The 16,091-nt window shown below is 44.0% G+C and carries 19 protein-coding genes and 1 pseudogene; 7 read left to right on the top strand and 13 right to left on the bottom strand.

Translation table 11 applies throughout. The features are described 5' to 3' along the window. Positions 1-339: 339 nt before the first annotated feature. Positions 340-702 carry a transcriptional activator HxlR gene (gene hxlR, locus M1D98_RS01980; RefSeq protein WP_010330235.1) on the bottom strand — a complete coding sequence of 121 codons (363 nt, stop codon included), beginning with the start codon at positions 700-702 and terminating at the stop codon, positions 340-342. Between the two features lie 229 nt (positions 703-931). Here hxlR and hxlA point away from each other — a divergent pair, with 229 nt between their 5' ends. From hxlA to nin, 5 genes are all read left to right on the top strand, one after another. Then, positions 932-1,564 carry a 3-hexulose-6-phosphate synthase gene (gene hxlA / locus M1D98_RS01975; protein ID WP_010330234.1) on the top strand — a complete coding sequence of 211 codons (633 nt, stop codon included), beginning with the start codon at positions 932-934 and terminating at the stop codon, positions 1,562-1,564. Positions 1,565-1,568: 4 nt separating this feature from the next. Continuing rightward, positions 1,569-2,126, top strand: a complete 558-nt coding sequence (gene hxlB / locus M1D98_RS01970) for a 6-phospho-3-hexuloisomerase (protein WP_010330233.1) — start codon at positions 1,569-1,571, stop codon at positions 2,124-2,126. 111 nt (positions 2,127-2,237) lie between these two features. Further along, the gene (gene tlpC / locus M1D98_RS01965; protein WP_268538056.1) at positions 2,238-3,959 is read left to right on the top strand and encodes a methyl-accepting chemotaxis protein TlpC; all 1,722 of its coding nucleotides are present in this window, start codon (positions 2,238-2,240) and stop codon (positions 3,957-3,959) included. Between the two features lie 176 nt (positions 3,960-4,135). Next, on the top strand, positions 4,136-4,585 hold the full coding sequence (gene nucA / locus M1D98_RS01960; protein ID WP_268538057.1) for a DNA-entry nuclease: 450 nt from the start codon (positions 4,136-4,138) through the stop codon (positions 4,583-4,585). A 23-nt stretch (positions 4,586-4,608) separates the two neighbouring features. Then, entirely contained in the window at positions 4,609-5,007 is a 399-nt protein-coding gene (gene nin / locus M1D98_RS01955; protein WP_268538058.1) for a DNA-entry nuclease inhibitor, read from the top strand. Between the two features lie 36 nt (positions 5,008-5,043). On the opposite strand, the pseudogene M1D98_RS01950 reads toward nin, so the two are convergent. The 7 genes and pseudogenes from M1D98_RS01950 to M1D98_RS01920 form a co-directional block, all read right to left on the bottom strand. Next, positions 5,044-5,147 (bottom strand): annotated as a pseudogene (locus M1D98_RS01950) (hypothetical protein); the annotation flags it as partial. 137 nt (positions 5,148-5,284) lie between these two features. Then, positions 5,285-6,013, bottom strand: a complete 729-nt coding sequence (locus M1D98_RS01945) for an AAA family ATPase (protein ID WP_268538059.1) — start codon at positions 6,011-6,013, stop codon at positions 5,285-5,287. A gap of 11 nt (positions 6,014-6,024) precedes the next feature. Further along, a complete protein-coding gene (locus M1D98_RS01940; RefSeq protein WP_010330228.1) occupies positions 6,025-6,366 on the bottom strand; it encodes a DUF3147 family protein in 342 nt (113 codons plus the stop codon). Beyond that, complete coding sequence (locus tag M1D98_RS01935) at positions 6,354-6,776, bottom strand: MarR family winged helix-turn-helix transcriptional regulator (RefSeq protein ID WP_010330227.1); 423 nt, start codon at positions 6,774-6,776, stop codon at positions 6,354-6,356. The genes M1D98_RS01940 and M1D98_RS01935 overlap by 13 nt, the downstream gene beginning before the upstream one ends. A 135-nt stretch (positions 6,777-6,911) precedes the next feature. Continuing rightward, on the bottom strand, positions 6,912-7,244 hold the full coding sequence (locus M1D98_RS01930; protein WP_010330226.1) for a YckD family protein: 333 nt from the start codon (positions 7,242-7,244) through the stop codon (positions 6,912-6,914). Positions 7,245-7,326: 82 nt separating this feature from the next. Continuing rightward, positions 7,327-7,782 (bottom strand): RDD family protein, encoded by a 456-nt coding sequence (locus tag M1D98_RS01925; protein WP_010330225.1) that lies wholly within the window; start codon positions 7,780-7,782, stop codon positions 7,327-7,329. A gap of 12 nt (positions 7,783-7,794) precedes the next feature. Continuing rightward, positions 7,795-8,931 (bottom strand): zinc-dependent alcohol dehydrogenase, encoded by a 1,137-nt coding sequence (locus M1D98_RS01920; RefSeq protein WP_121641860.1) that lies wholly within the window; start codon positions 8,929-8,931, stop codon positions 7,795-7,797. A 167-nt stretch (positions 8,932-9,098) separates the two neighbouring features. On the opposite strand from M1D98_RS01920, the gene M1D98_RS01915 reads away from it, so the two are divergent. Together M1D98_RS01915 and M1D98_RS01910 are read left to right on the top strand one after the other, a co-directional pair. Beyond that, positions 9,099-9,962 carry a transporter substrate-binding domain-containing protein gene (locus M1D98_RS01915; RefSeq protein ID WP_010330765.1) on the top strand — a complete coding sequence of 288 codons (864 nt, stop codon included), beginning with the start codon at positions 9,099-9,101 and terminating at the stop codon, positions 9,960-9,962. Positions 9,963-9,971: 9 nt separating this feature from the next. Continuing rightward, positions 9,972-10,652 carry an amino acid ABC transporter permease gene (locus M1D98_RS01910; RefSeq protein WP_010330764.1) on the top strand — a complete coding sequence of 227 codons (681 nt, stop codon included), beginning with the start codon at positions 9,972-9,974 and terminating at the stop codon, positions 10,650-10,652. 47 nt (positions 10,653-10,699) lie between these two features. Here the strand turns inward: M1D98_RS01910 and zinU are convergent, their stop codons facing one another. From zinU to M1D98_RS01885, 5 genes are all read right to left on the bottom strand, one after another. Next, positions 10,700-11,893 carry a zinc metallochaperone ZinU gene (gene zinU, locus M1D98_RS01905; RefSeq protein ID WP_456279945.1) on the bottom strand — a complete coding sequence of 398 codons (1,194 nt, stop codon included), beginning with the start codon at positions 11,891-11,893 and terminating at the stop codon, positions 10,700-10,702. Between the two features lie 29 nt (positions 11,894-11,922). Beyond that, positions 11,923-13,101 carry an FAD/NAD(P)-binding protein gene (locus M1D98_RS01900; RefSeq protein ID WP_456279944.1) on the bottom strand — a complete coding sequence of 393 codons (1,179 nt, stop codon included), beginning with the start codon at positions 13,099-13,101 and terminating at the stop codon, positions 11,923-11,925. Positions 13,102-13,186: 85 nt separating this feature from the next. After that, entirely contained in the window at positions 13,187-13,804 is a 618-nt protein-coding gene (locus tag M1D98_RS01895; RefSeq protein ID WP_435576945.1) for a L,D-transpeptidase family protein, read from the bottom strand. Beyond that, positions 13,801-14,715: a GTP cyclohydrolase FolE2 gene (gene folE2, locus M1D98_RS01890; protein ID WP_435576944.1), complete on the bottom strand. Its 915-nt coding sequence runs from the start codon at positions 14,713-14,715 to the stop codon at positions 13,801-13,803. The genes M1D98_RS01895 and folE2 overlap by 4 nt, the downstream gene beginning before the upstream one ends. A gap of 114 nt (positions 14,716-14,829) precedes the next feature. After that, complete coding sequence (locus M1D98_RS01885) at positions 14,830-16,035, bottom strand: MFS transporter (protein ID WP_435576943.1); 1,206 nt, start codon at positions 16,033-16,035, stop codon at positions 14,830-14,832. Between the last annotated feature and the right edge of the window lie 56 nt (positions 16,036-16,091).

Genomic DNA, 16,091 nt, shown 5'->3' with positions numbered 1-16,091 from the left:
CCCAATACAAAACAATTTTGGCTATTTATTCATTGTTTTCAATATTTTTTACCTTGCTATCGTTCACTTTAAATGAAAAAAGTGTTTTTATCACCGAAAAATGGGTGAAAAGTTTCATGCGGGATACCGAAAGATTCCAGTTTATTTACTGGGATATTTTTGCGGGATGCCGCAACAATTTCCACTAAACATTATTTACAGAAAAATAAAAATCTTTAAGTCAAACCGTTCCTTTCTATCCCTTTGATTGTTGAAAGCCATTTACAATCTTTACATCGCACCTGTTACCTCGCAAAAACCGAAAAACAAACAAAAAAAGACACCCTTGTGAAGAGCGTCTTACAACGATTCCTTTATGATTTTTTTGTCGACATCAATCAATTCCATATAGCCCTTCCCCCACTCATACATGGCATCCAGAATAGGCATCAGGCTTTCTCCTTGCGGGGTCAAGGAATATTCAACCTTCGGCGGGACAACCGGATACACTTCCCTGTGAACAATCAAATCCTGCTCAAGCTCTCTCAGCTGATTCACCAGGATTTTCTGCGTGATATCAGGAATCAAAGTTTTTAATTCATTGAACCGTTTTGTTCCTTCTTTCCCCAAATGCCACAAAATGAGCATTTTCCATTTTCCGCCGATCACTGCAAGCGTTAATTCCTTCTCACAATTAAACCTTTTGTCGTCCATCCGGCTCAATAGAAATCCCCCTTAGCATATTTTTTGTATGTTAGATACGTATCGTCACTTACTTACTTTTTTGCAGACTCCTTTTTATTATACTCACTCATAAAACCAAGCGAAAGAAATCTGATTGCCTCTTCTCACAGTATCCTCCAAGTAACTAGTTGACTTTAAAGTGCCTACTTCTCATGAAAAGTGGGAGCCTATAGAATGAAAAATAATTCGAAAAGGGAGTGGATCAATAATGGAATTACAATTAGCATTAGACCTCGTCAATATTCCGGAGGCCATCGAGCTCGTCAAAGAAGTGGAACAATACGTCGACGTGGTTGAAATCGGAACACCCGTTGTCATCAATGAAGGCCTCAGAGCCGTTAAAGAAGTAAAAGAAGCATTTCCGCAATTGAAGGTTCTAGCAGACCTGAAAATCATGGATGCCGGCGGATACGAGATCATGAAAGCGTCGGAAGCAGGCGCTGACATCATCACCGTTTTAGGGGCTACAGACGATGCAACAATTAAAGGCGCAGTAGAAGAAGCCAAAAAACAAAAGAAGAAAATCTTAGTCGACATGATTAACGTGAAAGATATTGAATCACGCGCGAAAGAAATTGACGCACTCGGTGTTGATTACATCTGCGTCCATACTGGATATGATCTTCAAGCAGAGGGCAAAAACTCTTTCGAAGAATTAACGACAATCAAAAATGCCGTAAAAAACGCAAAAACCGCAATTGCGGGTGGAATTAAGCTTGATACACTGCCAGAAGTGATCAAACAAAAGCCCGACCTTGTCATTGTTGGGGGCGGCATTACAAGCGCAGCCGATAAAGCCGAAACAGCTTCAAAAATGAAACAGCTTATTGCCCAAGGATAACGAAATGAAAACGACTGAATACGTAACGGAAATTCTGAATGAGTTACACCGTTCAGCGGCTTATATTTCTGATGAAGAAGCGGATCAGCTCGCCGACCACATTCTCTCGTCCAATCAAGTTTTCACTGCGGGAGCGGGGCGGTCTGGCCTAATGGCAAAATCCTTCGCAATGAGATTGGCGCACATGGGCTTTAACGCTCATATCGTTGGCGAGATTCTTACTCCGCCGCTTCGCGAAGGTGATCTCGTCATTCTCGGCTCAGGATCAGGCGAGACAAAGAGCCTGATCCATACAGCAGCCAAAGCAAAAAGCTTACACGGGGTTGTTGCCGCTTTAACCATCAACCCGGAATCAAGCATTGGCAAACAAGCGGATCTCATCGTCAAAATGCCCGGTTCTCCTAAAGACCGGTCAAACGGAAGCGATAAAACCATACAGCCAATGGGTTCATTATTTGAGCAAACTTTGCTGCTATTCTATGATGCGGTGATTTTAAAACTCATGGAGAAAAAAGGACTCAATTCCGAAACCATGTTCACCCACCACGCAAACCTTGAATAGCGTCACACGACCGGCCTGAAGATCAGGCCGGTTTTTAAATTGCCAAAATAAAACTTTAAACCTAAAAACCGATAAGTAATATGACCTACAAAATCATAAAAAGGAGGAATTATGTTGATAAACCGACTAAGGCTTAAGCTGGGAACTAAAATTCTCTGCCTGGTTTTCGTGATTATTCTTATGTTTTCAGCATCAGTTGGCACTGTGATGCTTAAGGATATTACAGACAGCATGAAACAAATGGCGACTGAAAAAGCGAAAGGCGATCTCGCTTTAAGCAGCGCTTATATCGACGATGTTATTTCAGGGGATTGGGAGGTTAAAAACAACAAATTGTATAAAGGCCAAACCCAAATCAACGGTAATGAAGATATCGTTGATCTGCTTGGCGAAAAAACAGGCGATACCGTTACAATTTTTCAAGGGAATACTCGTGTAGCAACCAATGTCATGAAGAATGGCGAAAGAGCTGTAGGCACTCAGGCTTCTTCTGAAGTGACTGACGCTGTTTTAAAGAATGGAAAACGATTTTACGGACAAGCAGACGTAGCAGGCTCTTCTCATCAGACGGCATACATGCCTTTAAAAGATCAAAATGGGAATATCATCGGCATGCTGTATACAGGAGCCAATCAAAACACTTTAACATCACTTACGCAATCACTTCTCATTCAATTCGCTATCGTTCTTGTTATTGTCATTATTGTATCAGTCATCCTTGTCCTGTTTTTCACTAGAAGAATCAATAAGCGGCTGAACGCTTTAAAATGCGCCTTTGAAAGTGCCGGAAACGGAGATATGACAATAGAGGTGTCAGACAAATCCGGTGACGAGCTATCAGAACTCAGCTTCTATTACAATAAAATGCGAATGAAACTGAACGATACCATCCAGACCGTACAGCAATCAGCCCTTCAGCTTGCGTCAGCCTCTCAGCAGCTCTCAGCAGGTGCAGAGGAAACAAATCAAGCTTCAGAAAAGATCACAGAAGCTGTACAGCAGATTGCAAATGGGGCCCAGCATCAGATCAATCGAATTGAAGACAGTGAAAGCTCACTAAAACAAGCTTCAGCAGACATCCAAGATATTTCTTCAAATACTGCCGCAATTGCTGACAAAGGAAAGCTTGCACAAACAAAAGCCGACATTGGGCAAAAGGAAGTACTAAATGTACAGGCACAAATGGATGCGATACACCAGTCGATTCAGAAAAGCGGGGAAATCATACAGCAGCTGGACGGCCGCTCAAAACAAATTGAACAAATTTTATCCGTCATCACCCAAATTGCCGATCAGACAAATCTCCTGGCGCTCAATGCAGCGATTGAAGCTGCCAGAGCCGGTGAACATGGCAAAGGCTTTGCAGTTGTTGCCGATGAAGTACGTAAATTAGCGGAAGAATCTCAACAATCTGCGGGACAGATTTCAAAACTGGTTACAGAAATACAAAAAGATATGAACCTTTCTGCTAGATCTGTTGACCATGTGAAAACAGAGGCTGCGGAAGGTGTCACTATGATCCAGCGCACCCGAAATGCATTTAAGGAAATTGCAGCCGCAACAGGTGAAATCAGTGCCGAGATTAGTGATTTATCATCATCTGTATCAAACATTTCAGCTACTGCACACCAAATAAACAACTCTTTTGCAGCCAATACGGACGACATAAAGGAATCCACAGAAAATACCCGGCAGGCTGCCGCACTAACAGAAGAGCAATTTGCTGCTATGGAAGAGATTACTGCAGCTTCTGAAACGCTATCTCAATTAGCTGAGGAGCTTACCGGTATCATAAGCCAATTTAAAATGATTGATCAACCTGAAATCGACTGATGACTCAGTGTCATTATTGAAATTTAGAAACAGTGTTTTACTAAAAACAAATATTTCGCTCTTCTAAAATTACGATATCAGCAATAAAACGAGTGTAAAACAAAATGTTTTAACCTTTACACCAAACGTTTTCTGGATTACTCTTGGGTCAGTTTTAACGTTGCTAAAAGCGGGAGGTGAACATCACGATGGACATCATAAAAACGATACTTCTCGTCATCGTCGTCATAGCAGCTGCAGCTGTCGGCCTGATCAAGGGAGACTTTTTCTCAGCTGATCAAAAAACGTCTCAAACGAATGAATATGACGAAACAATCGCCCTCCCTTCGGACCGTTATCCCGAAACGGCAAAACATATTGAGGATGCGATAAATGAGGGGCACTCAGATGTATGCACCATCGACAGAGACGGCGCTGAGGAACGCCGCGAGCAATCATTAAAAGACGTACCTCCTAAAACGGGGTATGACAGAGATGAATGGCCAATGGCCATGTGCAAAGAAGGCGGTGAGGGAGCTTCAGTAGAATATATTTCTCCCGCAGACAACCGCGGTGCAGGCTCCTGGGTCGGGCATCAGCTTACCGATTATCCAGACGGCACAAAGGTTTTATTCACCATTCAGTAAACAGTTAGAGGAGGAACAGCACATTGATCAAGTCATGGAAGCCACAAGAACTGTCGATTTCATATCATCAATTTACTGTATTTCAAAAGGATTCTGCACCTCCTGTTATGGATTGGACTGACGAAGCGATCGAAAAAGGATTTGCTGCGGCGGACGGAGCGATTTCATTTGAAGCACAGAGAAATACAAAGGCCTTTATTCTTTTGCGACTGAACAGTTCAGAAACTGTAAACTCCTACAAAAAGAAAGTGACTGTTCCTTTTCAAGTCACAGAAAACGGAATTGAAATTGAAAGCATTATGTCTAAAAGGCTGTCCTTTGATCTTCCTAAAGGAGACTATCAATTGACATGCTGGACTGTGCCGGCTGAGATGTCAGATCTGCACGCCGACACTTATATTATTGATGCTGTTTCTGTGTAATGAAAAAGCCCTGAGAGCATGACTCTCAGGGACTCTTTATAAACTCTCTCCGTTTGTCTTACTTACATCCTGATACCAATAAAAACTTTTTTCTTCAAGCGTTTTAAATCATGTGTATTTTCCTCATCTCGATTGACATATCTGTTAAGCTGGCTGAACGGCTACCAAAAAAGATACGGATTTGTATGGATGCTGGCGGATCATAGTGTGTTATCACTCCAGAAATATTTGATAAACCTTTCATAGGCTATGAAACGCGTTTTATATCAACTCGATATCAATCTCGGAACAGCTCATTCAATATTTTTTCTCTGTGTCCAAGAAAATATCGTGTTAATTGAACATGTTCTGTTTCCTCATAATCTGTATGATGTAACCTTCCACCATCAAAGCTTAAAATATTTGCATTGGGATAGCCCAGGAGGATCGGGGAGTGAGTCGCAATGATCATCTGCACATTTCCACCCTTCACCAAATCATGTATTAACCTCAAAAAAGCCAACTGCTTGGCTGGAGAAAGTGCCGCTTCCGGCTCATCTAAAAGATAAATCGCTTTTTCATTAAAACGATGACGGAACAGAGACATAAAGGATTCTCCATGTGATTGCTCGTGCAGCGGCCTCCCGCCATAAGAAAGGTATGGCTGAGGAGCATCTAATTCCATCTTATCCAGATGAAGAGAAAGATGATAAAACGATTCAGCTCTTAAAAAGAAGCCATTTGTTACTTTTGGAAGCCAAGACAAGCGTATGTAATCGCCTAAGTGAGAATCTGACTCCTGTAATTCATAGACATTATTTCGGCTTCCACCCGCTGTATTGAATTCACATTTATGTGCTATCGCTTCAAGCAAAGTAGATTTACCGGATCCATTTTCTCCTACAAAAAAAGTTACTTGGCTAGTAAATAAAATGTCATGTAATTGGCTGATAGCCGGGATAGAAAAAGGAAACCTGCCAAAGTCCGAAATCTTATCTCGAAGAAGAGTAACCTTTTTTAAAAACATAGCATCTCCTTTCAGTTACATAATATATTGAGGAAAATCTTCTGTATGTATAAAAACATAGCCCATCCTAGTAATCCAAAGCATACCGCCAACCAGAATGGCACATGAATTTTCAGCAAAAACGCCAAAATAGCAAGCAAAAAAACTGTAGCAGGGATTCCTCTAAGCACACCTGATGCAAATTGGCTTAATTGAGCTGTTTTTTCACCCTCCATTCGCATCCAAAAAAGGCTTAATAAACTGACCAAGGGTAAAGCGGCTATGATTCCTCCATAGGTCGGATGTCTTTTTGATATTTCAGTTACAAAACCAATAATCAACGCAGAGATGATCACTTTGCTTAGGACTGCCATTGTTTAGCTTCCTTACTTAAAAGTTCAAAGGCCTGTTCAAGTAAATCCTTTTCTGATGTGCTCATTCGTTCAATGATTTGTTTTAATTTCTCTTTATCTAGCTGTGTATGCTGTTCAAGAACAGCTCTTCCTTCTTGTGTTAAGAAAACGAAAACCTTTCGTTCATCTTGGTGACTTCGCCGTTTAGCCGCAAATCCCTTTTGAATTAAACGTTTAGTATGCTCTGACGCTGTATTGTGAGAGACAGACAAGTATTCAGCCAAAGCCCCTATTGTTGCTTCGCCTCGCTTTTCAATATGCTGCATGAGCCGTATTGCCTGGTGAGAAATATTGTCTTTATGTTTGTAATGTAATAAATAATAAATATCTGTCCACTGCTGATTTAACTTAGTTATGAAATCCAATTCCATCGTACACACCCCTTTTATATCTTATTATACGATATAAAATAACAATACGATATTTTTTCTCAAGTTTCACTTATTTGTTACTAGCAGCTTATTCACATGATAAAAGCACCCAATTCCCATTGGATGCTTACCGTTTTAATGTCTTTTTTCAAATTTATGCGGATGGGGGTGAGGCTTTGGAACAAAGCCATTTTGTTTCATCATTTCAAAGTGTTTGTCCATATGGTTTTTGATGTGTTCTCCTCTTTCTTTAGGCAGAACACCATATTCCACATACTTCGAGACTACGTCTTTGCGCTTTTTCAGTATGTCTGCTTCAAGCTGTTCAATTTCTTTCTTTTGCTGATCTGTCAATGTTACATTTGCGGGTGGCTGCTGCTGTTTTTCAGAGGCTTCAGCTGTGCCTGTCAGAGAACCGACAGCTGCGGCTAAGAACAAAATGATGATATTTATTTTCATTCGTTTCATCCAATTTATTCCTCCTTTGCATTTTTCCATATGTTTTGCTGTATTTCATTTTTTATGCATGCAAAATAAAAAGAGCGAACCATTATTCGCTCTTTCTGATCTGTTCGTCAGTATAAAGTTCTGCTTCACCCGGAGACGCGTAAGTGACATACGTTCCTGCAATTACATCATGCAGTGTCCGTTTGTCTTCCCGCACGGCGATCATAATCAGGCTGGCGATTAAGCCTAGGCCGAATGTTAATGTGTAAACCAGGCCGGCAACAATAACCCGCAAAAACATCGTTAACAGGCTGACCTGTGATCCGTCTTTTTTTACGATTCTGATACCGCAGATTCTTTTTCCGATAACGTAGCCGTTCCAAAACACCGGCAGCAAAATAGAATACAGCAGAACAATCAAGCTAATGAACATGCTGTCGTTCGGGTCGTTTCCTGTAATCAGCCAATAGATCAGCAATAGAGGAACAGAGACTATAATATAATCCAACAATGAAGCTCCCAGTCTGATCCAGAATCCGGCTGGTTTGTAAATATTCATTTGACTCCCCCATTATGGTTTCAATATCGCTTTGATGTTTCCATCTTCTTTCTTATCGAATATATCATATGCCTTAGGGGCATCAGCAAGACTTAATTTATGCGTAATAATGTCGGTTGGATCGATTTCTTTCTGCTTCACCATTTCATATAGCATTGGCATCAGGTGAATGACGGGCGCCTGGCCCATTTTGATTGATACATTTCGGGTAAAGAAATCTCCGAGCGGAAAACCGTCCGCTTGAGAGATATATGCTCCTGTCAGCTGGACTGTGCCAAACTTTCTGACGGCTTCAGAAGCGGTGAGGATCGGACTGATCGTACCGAATTGATTCGGCTTTTCAGACGTATTTTCTTGAGAAAGCGGCGTTCCGTCCATTCCCACACAATCAATGACAACATCTGCTCCGCCGTTTGTTTCATGATAAAGAAGCTGTCCGATCTCATCGTGTTCCGAAAAATTAAACGTTTCCGCCCCGTTTGTCCGTTTAGCGTGTTCAAGCCGATGCGGGACTTGGTCAACGGAGATGACACGTTTTGCCCCTTTCATCCAAGCAAATTTTTGCGCCATCAAGCCAATTGGCCCCGATCCGAGAATCAGGACGGTATCACCTTTTTTCACACCGCTGTGCTCCACGCTCCAAAAAGCTGTCGGCATGACATCCGATAGAAGTAATACTTGTTCATCCTCAAGGTCGCTGTCTGCCGGCACCTTAAAGGAAGAAAAGTCAGCGTAAGGGACACGAAGGTATTCAGCCTGTCCACCCGGAAAATTTCCGTTGAATTCGGAGAAACCGAATAAGCCGCCGGCATCGGTATGCGGGTTTGGATTTGATTCATCACATTGGCTCTCCATCTGATGCTTGCAGTAGAAGCATTCGCCGCAGCCGATGTTAAATGGAATAACGACACGGTCACCCTTTTTTAGCGTTTTGACTTCATTTCCGACTTCTTCAACGATTCCCATTGGTTCATGACCGATGATATAATCCGGAGCGGCCGGAATCCCGTTTTTATACAGGTGAAGATCGGAGCCGCAAATGCCTGTTGCGGTAATACGGATTATGGCATCCTTATCGTGTTGAATCCCTGGATCAGCTGCATCCTTCACTTCAACATGCTCTTTTCCTTGGTATGTCAATGCTTTCATCCATGGACAACTCCTTTTTTATCACTCCTTCCCTTCATAGCAGCTTTTAAACGTGCACACGCATTTGTCTACACAATTCTAACTTTTTGAAAACGAGCTCAACATATTGCAACCCCTTATGTTCAATGCTATCTTTTTAGTTGATTAACAGATTGGGGGAAACAAAGGTGAAATCATTCATGCAATCAAAAGCCGTTATATTCAGTTTCACAATGGCTTTCTTTCTCATATTGGCAGCCTGTTCCGGCAAAAATGAAGCCGATTCCAAGGATACAGGCTGGGATCAGATCAAAGACAAAGGAAAAATCGTTGTCGCTACATCGGGCACGCTTTATCCCACTTCTTACCACGATACCGATTCTGGTTCCGATAAGCTGACGGGCTATGAGGTTGAAGTCGTTCGTGAAGCGGCAAAACGCCTGGGGCTAAAGGTTGAGTTCAAGGAGATGGGAATTGACGGGATGCTGACAGCGGTGAACAGCGGCCAGGTTGACGCAGCCGCAAATGACATCGATGTGACAAAGGACCGCGAGAAGAAATTCGCGTTTTCCACTCCATATAAATACTCATACGGCACAGCAATTGTCCGAAAAGACGATTTATCAGGAATTAAAACGCTTAAAGATTTAAAAGGGAAGAAAGCGGCTGGCGCAGCTACGACAGTCTACATGGATGTAGCGAGAAAATACGGCGCCAAAGAAGTCATTTATGATAATGCGACCAATGAGCAGTATTTAAAAGATGTCGCCAACGGACGCACTGATGTCATTTTAAATGACTATTACCTGCAGACACTTGCGCTCGCAGCATTCCCGGATCTCAATATTACGATCCATCCTGACATTAAGTATATGCCGAACAAACAGGCGCTTGTCATGAAAAAAAGCAATGCGGCACTTCAGAAAAAGATGAACGAAACATTGAAAGAGATGAGCAAGGATGGCACTTTGGCTAAGCTCTCGAAACAATTTTTCAATAAAGCAGATGTATCAAAGAAACTGGAAGTCGACGTTCAGGACGTTGATTTGTAATCGGACGCCATGATCAATAGCATTCAGTGGGAATATATTTTCAACACAAAGCTGGCGATTGACTCGTTTCCTTATGTCATACAAGGGATTGGATATACACTGCTCATCTCATTTGTGAGCATGTTTGCGGGAACGGTGCTCGGCCTATTCATATCACTTGCCAGAATGTCTACACTCGCCTTGTTAAGATGGCCGGCGAAGCTCTATATTTCCTTTATGCGGGGCGTTCCGATTTTAGTGATCTTATTTATCCTTTATTTCGGATTTCCTTATATCGGCATTGAATTTTCCGCAGTCACTGCCGCTCTAATCGGCTTTAGCCTGAACAGCGCAGCCTACATTGCGGAAATTAACCGTTCAGCGATTTCATCCGTTGAAAAAGGACAGTGGGAAGCCGCATCCTCTCTCGGCCTTTCCTATTGGCAGACAATGAGGGGTATCATTTTGCCGCAATCGGTCCGTATTGCGCTCCCTCCGCTTGCCAACGTATTGCTCGACTTAATCAAAGCGTCCTCTCTCGCTGCGATGATCACAGTGCCGGAATTGCTCCAGCATGCGAAAATCATCGGCGGCAGAGAGTTTGATTACATGACCATGTATATTCTGACCGCTCTCATTTATTGGGCCATCTGCTCAGCAGCGGCCGCACTTCAGAATATTCTTGAGAAAAAATACGCTCATTATGTTTAAACAAACGTTTCATTAAAAAAGCCGCTCCTCAGGAGACGGCTTTTTTCCTATTGATTCAGCTTCCACTTGAACGGGTCCTCAAACAGCGACCAGTCGGAATCAAATTCATACTCAGTCAGCAGGCATTGATCAAGCTCTTTCGTGATCGCTTCTTCATCCAAGTTGGTTCCGATAAACACCAGCTGCGTCAGCCGGTCGCCGAATTCCGGATCCCAGTCCTCCAAAATTTCCGGCTCCTGCTGTTTGACTTGCTCCTGTTCAAGATTTGGAAGTGCCGCCACCCAATACGATACAGGCTCAATCGTTACCGACGGCCCAGCTTGTGACATCAGCAAAGCGAGATTGTTATGCGAGGCGCACCAGACGATTCCTTTGGCACGAACCACATTCTTTGGCATTTGATCCATCCAGCGATAAAACCGTGTAGAATGAAACGGCAAACGTCTCTTATACACAAATGAAGAAATGCCGTATTCTTCTGTTTCCGGGGTGTGTTCCGCATGGCCTGCCGTCAGCTCTTGAATCCAGCCGGCTGATCCGCTCGCTTCCTCAAAGTTAAATAACCCTGTATGCAATATCTCCTGCGGTTTAACATTTCCTTTGACGGAACGTATGAATTTGGCCCTTCGCTGCAGTTTGCGAAGGACTTTTTCAAGCTGTTCGAGTTCTTGCTCACTGACCAAATCACATTTATTTAAGATCAGAACATCGCAAAACTCGATTTGATCGATCAAGAGGTCGGCAATGTCTCTTTCATCTTCTTCCCCTAATGCTTCTTTGCGGTCCAGAAGGCTATCGCCTGACTGATAATCATGCCAAAAACGGTTGGCATCAACCACTGTCACCATCGTATCCAGCTGACAGAATTTTGTAAGATCGATCCCCATCTCTTCGTCGATATAAGAAAAAGTCTGGGCCACCGGGATCGGTTCGCTGATTCCCGTCGATTCGATTACGATATAATCAAACCGCCCTTCCTTTACCAGTTTCTCGACTTCAATTAATAAATCCTCACGAAGCGTGCAGCAAATGCAGCCGTTTGACATTTCCACAAGCTTTTCATCTGTTCTGGAAAGGCCGCCTTCCTGCTTAACCAATCCCGCGTCAATGTTCACCTCGCTCATATCGTTGACGATGACGGCTATTTTTAAGCCTTCACGATTTTGCAGAATGCTGTTCAGCAATGTTGTTTTTCCCGCGCCAAGATAACCGCTCAGTACGGTAACCGGAATTTTTTTCATATGAATGTCCCCCTGACAAAATAGAATCATTACGATTTAACTTGTATGCTCGCCGTATATGTAATGGTGTAAGCAGCTTTTCGCGCTCCGGAAATATTTCTCGCTGTCGGCCCGATTTCTAATTCAGCAAAGGCTCCCATCACATATAATCCTTTTCCCCATTCCAAATCCTTGCCAACGATCGGAAAACCGCAGCCTGCATAAGGCAATTGCTCCGCTTGCGCTGCTCTCTGTACCCAATCGAACCGGCTGATGTCTGAAGTAAAACCTGTTGCCAGTGCGATACGCTCGTATTCATATGGCGATTGGCTGGCTTTTCCGTGTATCATTAGCTTGCCGTCATCTGTTTTTTGGCAAGACTCAATTTCATCCTGAATGACTTTTATTCTGCCCTCTTCCCTATAGACAGCAAGCTTTCTTGACATGTCCTTTGGAAATGAGCCGCGGTGTCTGGCGCTTGTAATCCATTGCCTTCTCTGTTGGTAGTCAGACGTTTTGCTGAATGCTTTCATATATTTCGGACCAAGCCACCCCGGATCACTATCGAAGTCATAGATCCGAAACGGGTGCCTCGCCAGCATCGTTACATCATGGCCGTCATCTGCGAGCTTTACGGCATAATGAGCCGCCGTTATCCCCCCGCCGACAACTGCCATTTGCACCCTTTTATTGCTTACACCGTGCACATCTTTGTCAAAGACATGATAAACGCCGTCATACTGAAATGGTTTTGCCCACTCCGGCCAAAAGGGCTGATGGGAAAAACTCATGGCTAAAACCGCTCGTTCACCCGTGAGTGTTCCGGCGCCATCTATCTCCGCTACCCACAATCCATCTTCCCTTCTCAGATTTGTCACCATGCCCCTTTTCCATGCTTGATCAATCTGTATCTCGTCCAGCACCGTCTCACAGTGCTGATTGAAGAGCGACAGCGAGGGCCTTTTATATCTTCCAAGGAACACTTCCGGCCATTGGCTTTTATCCGCATACGTTTGCAGGCTGAACGGCTCTGTGTCTACGTGATGAACCGAAGGAGAGCGTAAGTATTTCATCTGAATGCGGCTTGTGTTTCGTTTCCAGCATTCAAGAGGCCGTTCATGGGGATCAATGACAGCCATTTCCTCAATCGATGCCCTTCCGCTTTTCACAAGATGCACAGCCAAGGTTGAGCCTTGGATGCCGCCGCCAATGATCAGCCATTTATACATAGGAGAATCTCCTCTCTCTACAAAACGTAATTGTTACGATTTAAATAGTATGTTCTTTTATCCTTTTTGTCAACTGCTTTTCCATTCAGCCAATCACAACTTTTGTATGTTGAGGGATGTTTTCATATATCCATTTCGCATCTGGGATGGCCAGTCTGATACATCCATGAGATGCCTTCATCCCTAGTTTTTTTGCTTCTTTTTCGATGACCTTTTTATCCTTTGTCATCGGTACACTGTGAAATAGAAATTCGCCATGGTTCTTCCATGAGACCCAGTATTCCGCGCCTTCCTGATACCCTTCAGAGAAAAACCATTCTCCCCGTTCAGGCTCTATATAAAAGGTGCCCTTTGGCGTAGCGTCATCTTTTGTTTGATCCAGTCCTGACGAGACAATCATTGTATATAAGGTTTTGCTTCCTTCTTTAATGTAAGCCTTCTGGCCTTTCACATCCACATCAATCCAGACAAGCTTCTCCTTGATATTCGGGTATTCACCGCCTGAAGGCTTTGTCCAATCAATGCTGGTTTCTTCTGTCTTTTGGTCGGACGTTGCGTGATCTGCCGTTTTCTTCTTATCAGCGCTTGTGTGTTCTTCCGTTTTCTTTGTATCGGCATTTGCGTGTTCTTCCGCATGGCCAGAGCAGGCCGACAGCAGGCTGGCCGGCACAAGAACTGCAACAAATAATAATAAGAGTTTCATATTCGATCCTCCTGTTTCGAGAAACGCAGCTTTGCATAGGCGTCGTGAAGATGGATCGATTCTTCATTGCGGCATTCAATCTCAAAAGCTGTCACCCATTCAAGCTCATACAAATCGGCAGCGATCAGCCGGACGAGATCCTCCACAAATCTCGGGTTTTCATATGCCGTTTCTGTTACGGCTTTTTCATCAGGGCGCTTCAACACCGGGTGCAGTCTAGCGGAGGCATTTGATTCCGCTGCATGAAGCAAATCGGCTTTAACATCACTTGGCAGCGATGCGGCCGGATGAATGTCAGCCCAAATGCTGACCGTTCCCCTCTGATTATGGGCGCTGTATTCACTGATTTCCTTGGAGCAAGGGCACAGGGTCGTTACTTTCGCTGAGATGCCGGCACGCTGTTCAAACGGCTGATCTTCGCGATAGGTGACAGACATCCATATGTCAGCATGCATCAGGCCCGCTTTCTCAAGCTTCGGGCTTTTTCGTTCGAAAAACCATGGAAACCGCACTTCGACTGATGCGGAGGACTGGCCCATGTTTTCCGCAAGCTCTTTCGTAAATTGCTGAAGTGTGGAAAATGAGAGAATCCAGCCGTTTTGATGATAGGCTTGAAGCAGCTCTGTTAACCGGCTCATGTTAATTCCCTTTTGATTTCTCCGCAAATCACAAGTCATTGTAAAGTTTGCGGCCGTTGTTTGCTTAGCAGGCGCCATGGCAGAAGTGATTGTGACCGGATGGGACACGTTAGCGACACCTACATGCTGAATGTCAAAAAAATAATCTTTCCTGATGTTTTGCAGATCCGTCATTTTTTCTTTTTCTACAGGTTTATCGCCTTTCAGCGGACTGACCGACCCAAAATATTGAAGACGCTCCGGTTTTTCCGGCAGCAGCGTGTGTTGATTCAATCAGAAAACTCCTCTCATTATTAAATCGTAATTATTACTATTTATTCTGATCGCTTCATCGATGAAAATCAAGAGAAAATAAAAAAGACACGCACGAAGCATGTCCTTGAAAACCTATACATCCGCCGGGCTGCTTTTTACGCTCCAGCTTTTCCTCCAGTAATAGCCTGCGGCAAGCACGAGTGCAAATGCCAGCAGCGCGATACAGGAAAACGTGATAAAACCGATAGCATATGTGCCTGTCATCTGTTTTAACGATCCTAAGATATTCGGCAGGAAAAACCCTCCGATCCCGCCGGCCGCACCGACAATTCCCGTCACCATGCCGATTTCTTTGCGGAAGCGCTGCGGCACGAGCTGGAATACGGCTCCGTTCCCCATTCCGAGCCCCATCATTCCGACAAACAACAATACGATGACCATTGAGAGAGACGGCAGGCTGCTGACTCCAGCCATACACAAGGCCACGATGACAAACAAGACAGAAAGCACTTTTGTCCCGCCGACACGATCGGAAATCCAGCCCCCGACAGGCCGAAAAAAGCTTCCCGCCGCCACACATAATGTAACGAAATCTCCCGCGTGAATTTTTGACAGCTGGTATTGATCGACGAAGAAAATAGATAAAAAGCTTGAAAGCCCCACAAATCCCCCGAATGTAACGCTGTACAGCAGGCAGAAGAACCATGTTTCCTTTTGCCCGAACACATGCAGATAACTTTTGAGCGGCTGCGGCGCCGGCTGTGCGGGAGAATCCTTTGCCATGGATACAAATAAAACAAAGACGATCAATAAAGGAATGAGCGCAATTCCCATGACAATATGCCAGCCGAACTGCTCTGCAAAACGCGGGCCAAACAGCGTTGCAAACAGAGTGCCGCTGTTCCCCGCGCCGGCAATCCCCATCGCCAAGCCTTGCAAATGAGGGGGATACCACCGGCTTGCCATAGGCAGCGCTACGGCAAAGCTTGCCCCCGCCACACCAAGCAGAATCCCGATGGCATACAGCTCAGGGAGCGAGCGGCCGCCAAATGTCCCCCACAGCAGCGGAACCATTGTCACCAGCATTCCGAGCATTGCCGTTTTTTTCGGCCCGATTCTGTCCGTGAACACACCTAAAATGATACGAAACACAGATCCTGATAAAATCGGCACAGCCACGACAAGCCCTTTCTCAACAGGAGACAAGCCAAAATCCTGAGAAATATAAACACCAAGCGCCCCAAGCATCACCCATATCATAAAACTCACATCAAAGTATAAAAAAGAACAGAGCAAAGTGAGTGGATGGCCGCTAGTTTTCAGCTCTGACAGCTTCATAAGATTCCCCTTTCTTGACTCTCCATTATTTTAAATTTTCTGAATAAAGGATATAT

The sequence above is a fragment of the Bacillus sp. K7 genome (genome assembly GCF_053903245.1).
The sequence above is the reverse complement of the archived record's forward strand: the minus strand, read 5'-3'. Positions and strand labels throughout refer to the sequence as shown.